This is a genomic window from Bacillus sp. AR2-1 (genome assembly GCF_008368755.1).
GTDB lineage: Bacteria > Bacillota > Bacilli > Bacillales > Bacillaceae_G > Bacillus_A > Bacillus_A wiedmannii.
The window spans coordinates 1-14,067 of sequence record NZ_QORY01000024.1; the positions used below are offsets into that span (position 1 = coordinate 1).

Annotated in this window: 12 protein-coding genes and 1 other annotated feature; all 12 genes read left to right on the forward strand. The window is 36.8% G+C overall.

The window, feature by feature from the left end:
* Positions 1–221 precede the first annotated feature (221 nt).
* The 12 genes from ctsR to cysS all read left to right on the forward strand — a co-directional run bounded on the left by ctsR (position 222) and on the right by cysS (position 14,067).
* Positions 222–683: a transcriptional regulator CtsR gene (gene ctsR / locus DT250_RS24945; protein WP_001244556.1), complete on the forward strand. Its 462-nt coding sequence runs from the start codon at positions 222–224 to the stop codon at positions 681–683.
* A 173-nt stretch (positions 684–856) separates the two neighbouring features.
* A complete protein-coding gene (locus tag DT250_RS24950) occupies positions 857–1,405 on the forward strand; it encodes a protein-arginine kinase activator protein McsA (protein WP_088061472.1) in 549 nt (182 codons plus the stop codon).
* Positions 1,406–1,409: 4 nt separating this feature from the next.
* The gene (locus tag DT250_RS24955; RefSeq protein WP_088061474.1) at positions 1,410–2,474 is read left to right on the forward strand and encodes a protein-arginine kinase McsB; all 1,065 of its coding nucleotides are present in this window, start codon (positions 1,410–1,412) and stop codon (positions 2,472–2,474) included.
* Positions 2,475–2,496: 22 nt separating this feature from the next.
* Entirely contained in the window at positions 2,497–4,932 is a 2,436-nt protein-coding gene (gene clpC, locus DT250_RS24960; protein WP_149213881.1) for an ATP-dependent protease ATP-binding subunit ClpC, read from the forward strand.
* 96 nt (positions 4,933–5,028) lie between these two features.
* On the forward strand, positions 5,029–6,405 hold the full coding sequence (gene radA, locus DT250_RS24965) for a DNA repair protein RadA (RefSeq protein WP_001085205.1): 1,377 nt from the start codon (positions 5,029–5,031) through the stop codon (positions 6,403–6,405).
* Positions 6,406–6,408: 3 nt separating this feature from the next.
* A complete protein-coding gene (disA, locus tag DT250_RS24970; protein ID WP_000392165.1) occupies positions 6,409–7,482 on the forward strand; it encodes a DNA integrity scanning diadenylate cyclase DisA in 1,074 nt (357 codons plus the stop codon).
* A gap of 161 nt (positions 7,483–7,643) precedes the next feature.
* Positions 7,644–8,747 (forward strand): PIN/TRAM domain-containing protein, encoded by a 1,104-nt coding sequence (locus tag DT250_RS24975; protein WP_000919686.1) that lies wholly within the window; start codon positions 7,644–7,646, stop codon positions 8,745–8,747.
* 16 nt (positions 8,748–8,763) lie between these two features.
* On the forward strand, positions 8,764–9,444 hold the full coding sequence (ispD, locus tag DT250_RS24980; protein WP_048562648.1) for a 2-C-methyl-D-erythritol 4-phosphate cytidylyltransferase: 681 nt from the start codon (positions 8,764–8,766) through the stop codon (positions 9,442–9,444).
* A gap of 115 nt (positions 9,445–9,559) precedes the next feature.
* The gene (ispF, locus tag DT250_RS24985; protein WP_000488386.1) at positions 9,560–10,036 is read left to right on the forward strand and encodes a 2-C-methyl-D-erythritol 2,4-cyclodiphosphate synthase; all 477 of its coding nucleotides are present in this window, start codon (positions 9,560–9,562) and stop codon (positions 10,034–10,036) included.
* Between the two features lie 89 nt (positions 10,037–10,125).
* Positions 10,126–11,583, forward strand: a complete 1,458-nt coding sequence (gene gltX, locus DT250_RS24990) for a glutamate--tRNA ligase (RefSeq protein WP_088061476.1) — start codon at positions 10,126–10,128, stop codon at positions 11,581–11,583.
* A gap of 47 nt (positions 11,584–11,630) precedes the next feature.
* Positions 11,631–11,877 (forward strand) — a binding site (T-box leader).
* Between the two features lie 146 nt (positions 11,878–12,023).
* Positions 12,024–12,689: a serine O-acetyltransferase gene (cysE, locus tag DT250_RS24995; RefSeq protein WP_088061478.1), complete on the forward strand. Its 666-nt coding sequence runs from the start codon at positions 12,024–12,026 to the stop codon at positions 12,687–12,689.
* Complete coding sequence (gene cysS, locus DT250_RS25000) at positions 12,670–14,067, forward strand: cysteine--tRNA ligase (RefSeq protein WP_000152265.1); 1,398 nt, start codon at positions 12,670–12,672, stop codon at positions 14,065–14,067. The genes cysE and cysS overlap by 20 nt, the downstream gene beginning before the upstream one ends.

Consider the following 14,067-nt stretch of genomic DNA (forward strand, 5'->3'; position numbering starts at 1 on the left):
GGACGTCGCCAAGCAACTAAACACGAGTCAAATGACTCGTGTTTTTTCGTATTTTCTTTTATAATCCATAGTAATTAAAAAATGTGTTTAAATAATTATTATTTTGATTAAATACAGGGGAATGTGGCTAGGATAGTGAATAAGCAAAAGAGTTGCAAATTTTATTAATACGTATATAATTAAAGTCAAAGATAGTCAAAGTCAATAAAGGTGGCGGATAAATGAGAAATATATCTGATATCATTGAGCAATATCTAAAGCAAGTTATTGACTTAAGTAATAATAATGTGATTGAAATCAAAAGAAATGAGATTGCGGATCGATTCGAGTGCGTACCATCTCAAATCAATTATGTAATCAATACCCGTTTTACGATAGAAAGAGGATTTGTAGTAGAAAGTAAACGTGGTGGAGGAGGTTACATTCGCATTATAAAAGTCAAACTGCATGACGATATAGACATGATTGATCAAATGCTTCATATGATTGATCATAGCGTTGCGCAAGGGAATGCAGAGAGTATGATTATACGTTTAATAGAAGAGGGAATCATAACAAATCGTGAAGCTAAACTTATGTTAAGTGTACTAGATCGTTCTGTATTATCAATGGATGTTCCTTCTCGAGATGAACTTAGGGCTCGAATATTATGCGCAATGTTAAGAACACTGAAATATAAATAAATATAGCTTTTGTAAAAGAATAATAACTAAGAGATAAGGCAGTTAAATATTGTAGAGGTTTTGAAAAAAGAACACGCACTTTTATTTAAACAAGTAAAGGAAAGTGAACAATCTAGTAATGTATGAAAATTACTATCAGATAGATCGTTCCTATTGTAAAGGTGGGGATAGTGATGACTTGTCAAAACTGTAATATAAGACCAGCAACTTTACATTATACAAAAGTAATCAACGAAAAGAAGACGGAAGTTCATCTTTGTGAGCAATGTGCAGAACAAAGTGGCTATACGTCTTTCTTTCAATCACCGCAGTCTAACTTTTCATTCCATGATTTATTTGCTGGGTTATTACACGGTGAATCAACAATGTTTGAAGAAGGACAAAACGGGCTTTCGAATACAAGTATATTAAGGTGTCCAGATTGTAAGATGACATATGAGCAATTTACAAAGGTGGGACGGTTTGGATGTGCTTCTTGTTACGATACATTTAAGGAACATTTAAAGCCATTATTAAAACGTCTGCACGGCGGACATACAGATCATTGTGGAAAAATTCCGGAACGTATAGAAGGAAATCTTCACTTAAAGAAAGAATTAGATGAACTAAAACTCATTCTGAAACAATACGTACAGAAAGAGGAGTTTGAGAAAGCTGCTGAGGTAAGGGATGATATTCGAGGTCTTGAAAATCAGCTTAGTGAGCATAGAGAGGGGGAATAGTTCTATGTCACTGGACAAAATTATGAATGAAGCGATTAGTCCATGGATGAAGGGGGATGGCCCTGATTCTGATATTGTTTTAAGTAGTCGAATTCGTTTGGCTCGTAATTTTAAAAAATATCAATTCTCTACTATGCAAAACGAAGAAGAAGCTAGACAGATTCATGAATTATTTAAAAAGGAATTTATAAATAAAACGGTAGAACCTTTTGGAGAGTTTGAACTATTAAAAATGAATGAATTAACGCCTCTTCAAAGGAGAGTATTAGTTGAAAAGCATTTAATTAGTCCTAACCTTGCAGGAACAGAATATGGAGCATGTCTATTATCAGAAAGCGAACATATTAGTGTTATGCTTAATGAAGAAGACCACATTAGGATACAGTGCTTATTTTCAGGGTTACAGTTATCAGAGGCTATTCAAAGTGCCAATCAAATAGATAATTGGATAGAGGAAGAGGTTGAATATGCTTTTGATGAATCACTTGGATATATAACGAGCTGCCCTACTAACGTTGGTACAGGATTGAGGGCTTCCGTAATGATTCACTTACCGGGACTCGTTTTAACGAAAAGAATTAGCCGCATTATACAAGTAATTCAAAAATTAGGGTTAGTAGTAAGAGGAATATACGGTGAAGGTAGCGAAGCGTTAGGTAATATATTTCAAGTGTCAAATCAAATGACGCTAGGAAAATCTGAAGAAGATATTATTGCAGATTTAAAAAGTGTCATTCAACAAATCATACAGCAAGAAAAAATAGCTAGAGAATTAATTGTACAAAATTCAAGTATTGAGCTTGAAGATAAGGTTTATCGCTCTTATGGCATACTAGCAAACAGTCGGTTAATTCAATCTGCAGAAGCGGCCACTTGCTTATCAGATGTACGACTTGGTATTGATTTAGGATATATAAAAGGTGTATCGAGAAATATTTTGACTGAGCTAATGGTTCTTACACAACCAGGCATTTTACAACAATATGCAGGCGGACCTTTAGGACCAGAAGAAAGAGATTATCGAAGAGCAACCTTAATCCGTGAGCGATTACGTATTGAAAAAAACTAAGCGCAAGTAGGAGGCGATTTCTATGATGTTTGGAAGATTTACAGAAAGAGCACAGAAAGTATTAGCTTTATCTCAAGAGGAAGCAATTCGTATTGGGCATAATAATATTGGAACAGAACACATTTTACTTGGGCTTGTACGCGAAGGGGAAGGAATTGCAGCAAAAGCGTTAATTGCTCTTGGATTAAGTCCAGAGAAGGTTCAAAAAGAGGTAGAAGCGTTAATTGGACGCGGAACAGAAGCTTCTCAAACTGTACATTATACACCGCGTGCTAAAAAGGTTATTGAGTTGTCTATGGATGAAGCTCGTAAATTAGGTCATTCTTACGTTGGAACAGAACATATCTTACTTGGTTTAATCCGTGAAGGTGAAGGTGTAGCAGCACGTGTTTTAAATAACTTAGGTGTTAGCCTAAATAAGGCAAGACAACAAGTATTGCAACTCCTTGGAAGTAATGAAGCAAGTTCAGGTCACCAAGGTGGTTCTTCAACGAATGCAAATACACCGACACTGGATAGCTTAGCACGTGATTTAACAGTTGTTGCACGTGAAAATCGTCTAGATCCTGTTATCGGTCGTGGTAAAGAAATTCAACGTGTAATTGAAGTTTTAAGCCGTAGAACAAAAAACAATCCTGTATTAATTGGAGAACCTGGTGTAGGTAAAACGGCAATTGCAGAAGGATTAGCACAACAAATTGTAAATAATGAAGTTCCTGAAACATTAAGAGATAAGCGTGTTATGACACTAGATATGGGTACAGTTGTAGCTGGAACGAAATATCGTGGTGAATTTGAAGATCGTTTAAAGAAAGTTATGGATGAAATCCGTCAAGCTGGAAACATTATTCTATTTATTGATGAACTTCATACATTAATTGGTGCAGGTGGAGCAGAAGGTGCAATTGATGCATCTAACATTTTAAAACCATCTTTAGCACGCGGAGAGTTACAATGTATTGGGGCGACAACCTTAGATGAATATCGTAAATATATTGAAAAAGACGCGGCTTTAGAAAGACGTTTCCAACCAATTCACGTTGATGAGCCAAGTTTAGACGAATCAACTCAAATATTGAAAGGTTTACGTGATCGTTACGAAGCGCATCACCGTGTATCTATTACAGATGATGCAATTGATGCAGCTGTAAAGCTTTCAGACCGCTATATTACAGATCGTTTCTTACCAGATAAAGCAATTGATTTAATTGATGAAGCTGCTTCAAAGGTTCGCTTACGCTCTTATACAACACCACCAAATCTAAAAGAGCTTGAAGTAAAACTTGAGGAAATTAGAAAAGAAAAAGATGCAGCTGTGCAAAGTCAAGAATTTGAAAAAGCTGCTTCCTTACGTGATATGGAACAACGCTTACGTGAAAAGTTAGAAGATACGAAGCGTCAATGGAAAGAGCAACAAGGAAAAGAAAACTCAGAAGTGACAGTAGAAGATATTGCAAATGTCGTTTCTACGTGGACTCGTATACCGGTTTCTAAACTTGCACAAACAGAGACTGATAAATTATTAAACTTAGAATCCATTCTTCACAACCGTGTTATTGGTCAAGATGAAGCGGTAGTAGCTGTAGCGAAAGCTGTTCGTCGTGCTAGAGCAGGATTGAAAGATCCGAAACGTCCGATTGGTTCATTTATTTTCTTAGGACCAACAGGTGTAGGTAAAACAGAACTAGCAAGAGCATTAGCAGAATCTATGTTCGGTGATGAGGATGCAATGATTCGCATCGATATGTCTGAGTACATGGAGAAGCATTCGACTTCTCGTTTAGTTGGATCTCCTCCAGGATATGTTGGATATGAAGAAGGTGGACAATTAACAGAAAAGGTTCGCCGTAAGCCATATTCAGTTGTCCTATTAGATGAAGTAGAGAAAGCTCATCCTGATGTGTTTAACATTTTACTACAAGTATTAGAAGATGGTCGCTTAACGGATTCCAAAGGGCGTACAGTTGATTTCCGTAATACAATTGTTATTATGACATCTAACGTTGGTGCAGATGCGTTAAAACGTAATAAACATCTTGGATTTAACGTACAAGATGAGAGCCGCGATTATTCAGATATGAAAGGTAAAGTAATGGATGAACTGAAAAAGGCATTTCGTCCAGAATTCTTAAACCGTATTGATGAAATTATCGTGTTCCATATGCTTGAGAAAAAACATATTCAAGAGATTGTAACACTTATGGTGAATCAGTTAGTGAAGCGCTTAAAAGAGCAAGAGATTGAATTGCATTTAACAGAAGGAGCGATTTCAGCCATTGCTGATAAAGGATTTGACCGAGAATACGGTGCTCGTCCGCTTCGTAGAGCAATTCAGAAACATGTAGAAGATAGACTATCGGAAGAACTTTTAAAAGGTGCTATTGAGAAAGGACAAAAAGTTATCTTTGATATTGAAGGGGAATCATTTGTCATTCATAGTGCTGAAAAGGTAAAATAAGTATAGACAAACTAAGAGGGCTACGAGATAGCCCTCTTTCTTGTACGAGAAGGATAAACTGTTTATAGATGAAAGTGAAGTGAAATATAAAACGATATGGCTAAAAAGAAAACAAAATTCACATGTCAAGAGTGTGGTTATCAGTCACCAAAATATATGGGGAAATGCCCTGGTTGTGGTCAATGGAATACGCTTGTTGAAGAGATGGAACCGGTTGTATCATCAAGACGCCTTAATTATGCCAATGCAATTCAATCGGAAGTAACAAAACCAAGACGCCTAACAGAAGTAGAAACAAAATCTGAGGCACGTATTGAAACGAAATTTCAAGAGTTTAACCGTGTACTTGGTGGTGGGATTGTAGATGGATCCTTAGTACTTATTGGTGGAGACCCTGGGATTGGGAAATCAACATTGTTATTACAAATTTCATCGCAATTAGCAGATTCTTCATATGATGTACTATACATATCGGGTGAGGAGTCAGCAAAGCAGATTAAACTTCGTGCAGATCGTTTGCATGTAAAGGGTAGTAATCTATTTGTTGTAGCAGAAACTGATCTACAGCGAATTGCAGCGCACATTGAAGAAATGAATCCAGCTTTTGTTGTTATTGACTCTATTCAAACGATACATTTACCTGAAGTGACGTCAGCCCCAGGAAGTGTAGCGCAAGTACGTGAATGTACAGCGGAATTAATGAAACTTGCAAAAACGAAAGGAATTCCTATTTTTATCGTCGGACATGTAACAAAAGAGGGGGCAATTGCAGGACCTCGTATGTTAGAACATATGGTCGATGCAGTTCTTTACTTTGAAGGAGATCGTCATCATACATATCGTATTTTGCGAGCTGTGAAGAATCGTTTTGGCTCCACGAATGAAATGGGTATTTTTGAAATGAAAGAGCTCGGTCTTGCGGAAGTCTTAAACCCTTCTGAAATTTTTCTTGAGGAAAGACCCGTTGGAGTCGCAGGATCAACAGTAGTTGCCTCAATGGAAGGAACAAGACCGGTTTTAGTAGAAATACAAGCATTAATCTCCCCTACTAGTTTTGGAAACCCTCGAAGAATGGCGACGGGAATTGATCATAACCGTGTATCGCTTATTATGGCAGTGCTAGAAAAAAGAACAGGTTTATTATTGCAAAACCAAGACGCATATTTAAAAGTAGCAGGTGGTTTGAAATTAGATGAACCAGCAATTGATTTAGCTGTGGCTTTAAGTATTGCTTCGAGTTTTAGAGATAAATCTACGACACCAACTGATGCAGTAATAGGAGAAGTAGGATTAACTGGAGAAATAAGAAGAGTATCAAGAATTGAACAACGTGTACAAGAAGCAGCTAAATTAGGATTTCAACGTGCTATTATTCCTAGAAAAAATTTGGGAGGATGGACAATTCCGGATGGGATTGAAGTAGTAGGTGTATCTAATTTAGGGGAAGCGCTTCGTTTGACATTAGGAGGCTAGGCTATGGAAGAAAACAAGCAACGTGTCAAAAGTATGATTAATATTTTACAGCTCGTGGCCCCAGGAACACCACTGCGCGAAGGGATAGATAATGTGCTTCGCGCACAAACAGGGGGACTAATTGTTCTTGGATATAATGAACAAATTAAAAGTATTGTTGATGGGGGATTTCACATTAATTGTGCATTCTCTCCTGCTAGTTTATACGAATTAGCAAAAATGGATGGGGCACTTATTTTAAATGAAACTGGAAGTAAAATTTTAATTGCAAATGCACAGTTAGTTCCAGAGGCATCTATTGATTCTATTGAAACAGGTATGCGCCACCGGACGGCAGAGCGTGTAGCAAAGCAGACAGGTAGTCTCGTTGTGGCTATTTCACAAAGACGTAACGTAATTACACTATATCAAGGGAATTTACGTTATACACTAAAGGATATAGGTGTTATTTTAACAAAGGCAAACCAAGCTATTCAAACGTTAGAAAAATATAAGGCTGTATGGAATGATGGTATTACGAATTTGGGCATTCTAGAATTTGAAGAAGTCGTTACAATGTCCGAGGTGGTTCATGTGTTACATAGTGTTGAAATGGTACTGCGGATTAAAAATGAAATATTGAGCTATATTCATGAGTTAGGAACGGAAGGTAGGTTAATTCGTTTACAACTTACAGAACTACTAGCTGATTTAGAGGCAGAGGCAGCGTTATTAATTAAAGATTATTATCAAGAAAAAACACAAGACCATCATCAAATTTTGAAAAAGTTACAAGATCTTGCGAATACACAACTTCTAGAGGATAGCGATTTAGTTAAATTGCTTGGCTATCCAGGACAAATGAGTTTAGAAGAAAGTGTGACGCCGAGAGGATACCGAATCACAAGCAAAATTTCGCGCGTTCCGCCACTTATCATTGAAAATTTAATTAATCGATTTAAGACTTTGCAAGGTGTTTGTCGAGCAACTATTAATGAATTGGATGATGTGGAAGGAATTGGAGAAGTAAGGGCGAAGAAAATACGAGAAGGCTTAAAAAGAATCCAAGAGCATCTCTATATGAGTAGACACAATTAAGAATATTACATTGATTCCATAATATAACGACACTAGAACATTTTTGGTATAAGATATGGTATATTGGTAAATAAAACTATTTATAAAAAAAACACGTCCGCTTTTGCATTCGGCGTTTTGATTAGCGAAACAATGGTTAATAATGAGTAGGAGGTGGTTGGATGTTAAAACGGATTGTACAGCTCTTCTTTCTAGTAATTGGCGGAGCGTTAGGGATTTACTTAATCCCAAAAGTTATTAATGTATTAGACATCGGTGCCGTTCCTTTATTGGAAGGATCGTATGTTCGTGCAATTATTGGTGCAATTATTTTATTTTTAACAACATTTTGGCTTGTAGATTATATTGTTCAACTTATTAAGCATATTGAAGAGGCTCTTGTAAAGGCGCCTGTAGCGGATGTTTTATTTGGTACATTAGGGTTAATCTCTGGTCTTATTGTTGCATATTTAATTTTAATACCAATTCGTGAATTTACAATTCCAGTTATTAGCACAGTGTTGCAAGTGTTCTTTACTCTTTTACTTGGATATTTAGGATTCCAAGTAGGGTTTAAAAAGAGGAATGAATTGCTAGGATTATTTACATTACCACAACGTGGGAAGAAGAAAAATAATAATAGTGAGAACGAAGAAACTGAGGTAGAAGAATCTACAACTCATTGGAAAATTCTCGATACGAGTGTAATTATCGATGGGCGTATTGCTGATATTTGCCAAACAAAGTTTTTAGAAGGAACAATTGTGATTCCACAATTCGTGTTAGAAGAACTTCAGCACATTGCCGATTCTTCTGATGCTTTAAAGCGTAATCGTGGTCGCAGAGGATTAGATATTTTAAATCGTATTCAAAAAGAGATGCCGATTCCGGTAGAAATTTATGAAGGCGATTTCGATGATATTCAAGAAGTGGATAGCAAACTTGTAAAGTTGGCGAAAATCACTGGTGGAACGGTAGTAACGAATGATTTCAATTTAAACAAAGTTTCTGAATTACAAGGGGTAACGGTGTTAAATATTAACGATTTAGCTAATGCAATTAAACCTGTTGTACTCCCAGGTGAAGAACTGAGTGTTTATGTTGTCAAAGATGGAAAAGAACAAAATCAAGGTGTTGCATATTTAGATGATGGCACGATGATTGTAGTAGAAGATGGTAGAGAATATGTAGGTTCACAACTCAATGTGCTTGTTACTAGTGTGTTACAAACATCGGCTGGGCGTATGATTTTCGCCAAACGTAAATTATTAGAAAAAGCATTATAAGTAGAGGATTATTAATATGTATACATTAATTATTCCAGCAGCTGGTCAAGGTAAGCGGATGGGTGCTGGTAAAAATAAGTTGTTCTTACTTATTAATGAAGTACCGATTATTGTGCATACGTTACGTGCTTTTGAAAAAGATAAAGCGTGCAAAAGTATTATTATGGCAATTAACGAAGAAGAACGTCCGTATTTTGAAGAATTAATGCAGAAGTATCCAATTGAAAAGCCAGTACAATTTATTCAGGGCGGAGCCGAAAGACAAGATAGTGTATATAACGCCATTCAGCATACTAGTGATGTTGAGTATGTTCTTGTACATGACGGCGCGCGTCCATTTGTAACGAACAAAGTGATTCAAGATGTATTAACTGCAGCGGAAAAATATGGAGCGTCCATTTGTGCGGTACCAGTGAAAGATACAGTTAAGAAAGTAGAGCAGGGTATCGTTGTCGAAACGGTAGAAAGATCTCAGCTCAAAGCTGTACAAACCCCACAAGGGTTCGCTGTTTCTCTTTTGTTAGAAGCTCATAGAAGTGCAAAACAGGGTTGTTTCCTTGGTACAGATGATGCAAGCCTCGTAGAACGTATCGGGAAGCAAGTAGGTGTAGTAGAGGGGAGTTACTATAATATTAAAGTGACGACTCCAGAGGATTTATTAATTGCTGAAAGTTTCCTTCATGTTCAAAAGAAATGAAAGTGATGATTATAGCGAAAAAAAGCTCGGCAACAGCCGGGCTTTTCTTTATAAGGATAGCGATATAATATAGAATCATAAAGCTCTGTAGTTTAGCTTGAGGAGGATGTAAAAAATGTTTCGAATTGGACAAGGTTTTGATGTACATGAGTTTGCGGAAGGTAGACCGTTAATTATTGGTGGAATTACAATTCCTCATGAGAAAGGATTAATTGGTCATTCAGATGCAGACGTATTGTTACATACGATTGCGGATGCATGTTTAGGTGCAATTGCAGCTGGGGATATTGGAAAGCATTTCCCTGATACAGATCCTGCTTTTAAAGATGCTGATTCAGCTGTATTGCTGCAAAAAGTTTGGGAATTTGTACGTGAACAAGGTTACGAGTTAGGGAATCTAGATTGTACAATTATTGCTCAAAAGCCAAAGATGGCACCGCATATTGAAAGTATGCGTAAACGTATTAGTGAACTATTAGAAACGTCTATTGACAATATCAATGTAAAAGCAACAACAACAGAAAAATTAGGATTTACAGGTAGAGAAGAAGGAATTGCTTCTCAAGCAGTTGTTTTATTACAGAAAAAATAATGGTTTTTAATTCGTAAGATGGATAATCACATTTTTTTGGTGTACAATTATAGAATGTGTTGACATTAAGAATGGAAGGTGTACCAATTATGGAAAAGCAAGTGAGAGTGCGCTATGCGCCAAGTCCAACAGGACACTTACATATCGGAAATGCGCGTACGGCATTATTTAATTATTTATTTGCTCGTCATCAAGATGGTAAGTTTATTATTCGTATTGAAGATACTGATGTGAAACGTAATGTTGCTGGTGGAGAAGAAAGCCAATTAAAATACTTGAAATGGCTCGGTATGGACTGGGATGAAGGTGTTGATGTTGGTGGTGAATTTGGACCATATCGTCAAACAGAGCGTTTAGATATTTATAAAAAATTATATGAAGATTTATTAGAACGCGGTTTAGCTTACAAATGTTATATGACAGAAGAAGAGCTAGAAGCAGAGCGTGAAGGACAAATCTCTCGTGGTGAAACACCGCGTTATGCTGGAAACCACCGTGATTTAACTGAGGAGCAAATGAAGGGATTTGAGGCTGAAGGCCGCATTCCGAGTATTCGTTTCCGTGTACCGGTTGATCGCGACTACACGTTTAAAGATATCGTAAAAGATGAAGTTGCATTCCATTCAAATGATTTCGGTGATTTCGTTATCGTGAAAAAAGATGGAATTCCAACTTATAACTTTGCGGTAGCAGTAGATGATCACTTAATGGAGATTACACATGTACTTCGTGGTGATGATCATATTTCAAATACGCCAAAACAAATGATGATTTACGAAGCTTTCGGTTGGGATATTCCGCAATTTGGTCATATGACTTTAATTGTAAACGAAAGCCGTAAAAAGTTAAGTAAGCGTGATGAATCTATTATTCAATTTATTGAGCAATATAAAGAGCTTGGATATCTTCCAGAAGCGATCTTTAACTTTATTGCACTACTAGGTTGGTCGCCAGTAGGAGAAGAAGAAATCTTCTCTCAAGAAGAATTTATCAAAATGTTCGATGCAGCTCGTTTATCAAAATCACCTGCATTATTTGATTCTCAAAAACTAAAATGGATGAACAACCAATATATGAAAAAGCAAGATTTAGATACGGTGGTAGAATTAAGCTTACCGCATCTAGTGAAAGCTGGACGTATAGGTGAAACTTTAAGCGAACAAGAACAAGCTTGGATTCGTGATGTAATTGCGTTATATCATGAACAAATGAGTTTTGGAGCTGAAATTGTAGAGCTTTCTGAAATGTTCTTCAAAGATCATGTTGATTATGAAGAAGAAGGACAAGAAGTATTAAAAGGTGAACAAGTACCAGAAGTACTTCGTGCATTTGCGGGTCAAGTAGAAGCACTAGAAGCGATGGAACCAGCAGCAATTAAGGCGGCTATTAAAGCAGTGCAAAAGGAAACAGGTCATAAAGGTAAAAACTTATTTATGCCAATCCGTGTTGCAACTACTGGTCAAACACATGGCCCAGAGCTTCCTAATGCTATTGCACTTCTTGGAAAAGAAAAAGTTTTAAATCGTCTTCAAAAAGTAATTGGTTAACATTTTCTAGATTTAGAAATATAATAAGTATACTTAAAACCTAATAAGGAAAAGCGACGAGAAGGAGAAGTAGAAAATCAGGCTTTTTACAGAGAGAACCACCTTTAGGCTGGAAGTGGTTTATAAGCGGATTTTTGAAATGCCCCTTCGAGTCTTCTGCTGAACAGCGAATTGTTTTGTGAAACGTCTTAGGGCGTAAAGTAAGCAGAAGCGGTGTACACCGTTATCATAGATGAGTTTGAGGCTTTCTTTAGCCTAAACAGAGTGGAACCGCGCTTATAAGGCGTCTCTGTCAATATGACAGAGGCGTCTTTTTTATACCGTAAAAATGGGTATGAGTATAAGTTTTATCCCCGTGTATAAAGATTTAGGGGGATAAGTAGGGAGTTAAGGGAGTTAGTTCACTCGAAAAAGCAGCCCATAAAGGGGAGGGAGCGTCGATGTTTAAGAGGCTTCGGGAAGATATTGAAGTCGTTTTTGAACAGGATCCAGCGGCAAGAAGTTATTTCGAAGTCATTTTGACTTACTCTGGATTACATGCAGTTTGGGCCCATCGAATTGCACATGCTTTTTATAAAAAGAATTTCTTCTTTATTGCACGTTGGATCTCACAAGTTAGTCGTTTTTTTACCGGTATTGAGATTCATCCAGGAGCAACAATTGGTCGTCGTTTTTTCATAGACCATGGAATGGGGGTTGTAATTGGAGAAACGTGCGAGATTGGTGATAATGTAACGATCTATCAAGGTGTTACATTAGGTGGTACGGGTAAAGAAAAGGGGAAGAGGCACCCTACAATTCAGGATAATGTATTAATTGCAACAGGTGCTAAAGTACTAGGTTCTATTACAGTTGGAGAGAATTCTAAAATTGGAGCAGGGTCTGTCGTATTAAAAGAAGTGCCTGCACATTCTACAGTTGTAGGTATACCTGGCCGAGTCGTTATTCAAAATGGAGTAAAGATCGGTCAAGAATTAAATCATTCTGACCTTCCAGACCCAATTTTTGATAAGTTAAAGGTCATGGAAGTAGAACTTGATAAATTGAAAAAACAACTTGAAGCAAAGGTAGAAAGGAAGGATAAAAATGACTATTCACATTTATAATACGTTAACGCGTCAAAAGGAAGAGTTTACTCCATTAGAAGAAAATAAGGTAAAGATGTATGTGTGTGGACCTACAGTTTATAACTATATTCACATTGGGAATGCAAGACCACCTATGGTATTTGATACGGTACGCCGTTATTTAGAATATAAAGGGTATGATGTGCAGTATGTATCTAACTTTACTGACGTAGATGATAAATTAATTAAAGCAGCAAATGAATTAGGTGAAGATGTGCCGACAATTGCTGACCGTTTCGTTGAAGCGTATTTTGAAGATGTAACGGCACTAGGTTGCAAACATGCAACAGTTCATCCGCGTGTAACGGAAAATATGGATATCATTATTGAATTTATTCAAGAACTTGTGAATAAAGGATATGCATATGAATCAGAAGGTGATGTGTACTTTAGAACGAAGGAATTTGAAGGATACGGTAAATTATCGCATCAACCAATCGCCGACTTACGTCACGGTGCACGCATTGAAGTAGGAGAAAAGAAACAAGATCCTCTTGATTTTGCTCTATGGAAAGCTGCGAAAGAAGGAGAAATCTTCTGGGAAAGCCCTTGGGGGAAAGGTCGTCCAGGCTGGCATATTGAATGCTCAGCAATGGCGCGTAAATACTTAGGAGATACAATCGATATTCATGCTGGTGGTCAAGACTTGGCATTTCCTCATCATGAGAATGAAATTGCGCAGTCTGAGGCATTAACAGGAAAAACATTTGCACGTTATTGGATGCACAATGGATATATTAATATTAATAATGAGAAGATGTCTAAGTCACTGGGGAACTTCATTTTAGTTCACGATATCATTAAGCAATATGATCCACAGCTAATTAGATTCTTTATGCTATCGGTACATTACCGTCACCCAATTAATTTCAGTGAAGATTTACTACAAAGTACAAATAACGGACTGGAAAGAATTAAAACGGCTTACGGTAATTTAAAACACCGTATGGAAAGTAGTACTGATTTAACAGATCATAATGAGAAATGGTTAGCGGAACTGGAAAAATTCCAGACTGCATTTGAAGAAGCAATGAATGATGACTTCAACACTGCTAATGCAATCACTGAGTTATATAATGTAGCAAATCATGCAAATCAATATTTACTGGAAGAACATACGTCTACAGTTGTAATTGAAGCATACGTAAAACAACTTGAAACATTATTTGATATTTTAGGGTTAGAATTAGCGCAAGAAGAGTTGCTTGATGAAGAAATTGAGGTACTTATTCAAAAGCGCATTGAAGCTCGTAAAAATCGTGATTTTGCGTTATCGGATCAAATTCGCGATGATTTAAAAGACCGTAATATTATTTTAGAAGATACCGCTCAAGGTACAAGATGGAAAAGAGGATAA

Coding starts and splice junctions, on each gene's coding strand:
- cysE (WP_088061478.1), top strand. CDS start 12,024: ATGTTTAAGAGGCTTCGGGAAGATATTGAAGTCGTTTTTGAACAGGAT.
- ispD (WP_048562648.1), top strand. CDS start 8,764: ATGTATACATTAATTATTCCAGCAGCTGGTCAAGGTAAGCGGATGGGT.
- gltX (WP_088061476.1), top strand. CDS start 10,126: ATGGAAAAGCAAGTGAGAGTGCGCTATGCGCCAAGTCCAACAGGACAC.
- ispF (WP_000488386.1), top strand. CDS start 9,560: ATGTTTCGAATTGGACAAGGTTTTGATGTACATGAGTTTGCGGAAGGT.
- disA (WP_000392165.1), top strand. CDS start 6,409: ATGGAAGAAAACAAGCAACGTGTCAAAAGTATGATTAATATTTTACAG.
- cysS (WP_000152265.1), top strand. CDS start 12,670: ATGACTATTCACATTTATAATACGTTAACGCGTCAAAAGGAAGAGTTT.
- clpC (WP_149213881.1), top strand. CDS start 2,497: ATGATGTTTGGAAGATTTACAGAAAGAGCACAGAAAGTATTAGCTTTA.
- DT250_RS24950 (WP_088061472.1), top strand. CDS start 857: ATGACTTGTCAAAACTGTAATATAAGACCAGCAACTTTACATTATACA.
- radA (WP_001085205.1), top strand. CDS start 5,029: ATGGCTAAAAAGAAAACAAAATTCACATGTCAAGAGTGTGGTTATCAG.
- ctsR (WP_001244556.1), top strand. CDS start 222: ATGAGAAATATATCTGATATCATTGAGCAATATCTAAAGCAAGTTATT.
- DT250_RS24975 (WP_000919686.1), top strand. CDS start 7,644: ATGTTAAAACGGATTGTACAGCTCTTCTTTCTAGTAATTGGCGGAGCG.
- DT250_RS24955 (WP_088061474.1), top strand. CDS start 1,410: ATGTCACTGGACAAAATTATGAATGAAGCGATTAGTCCATGGATGAAG.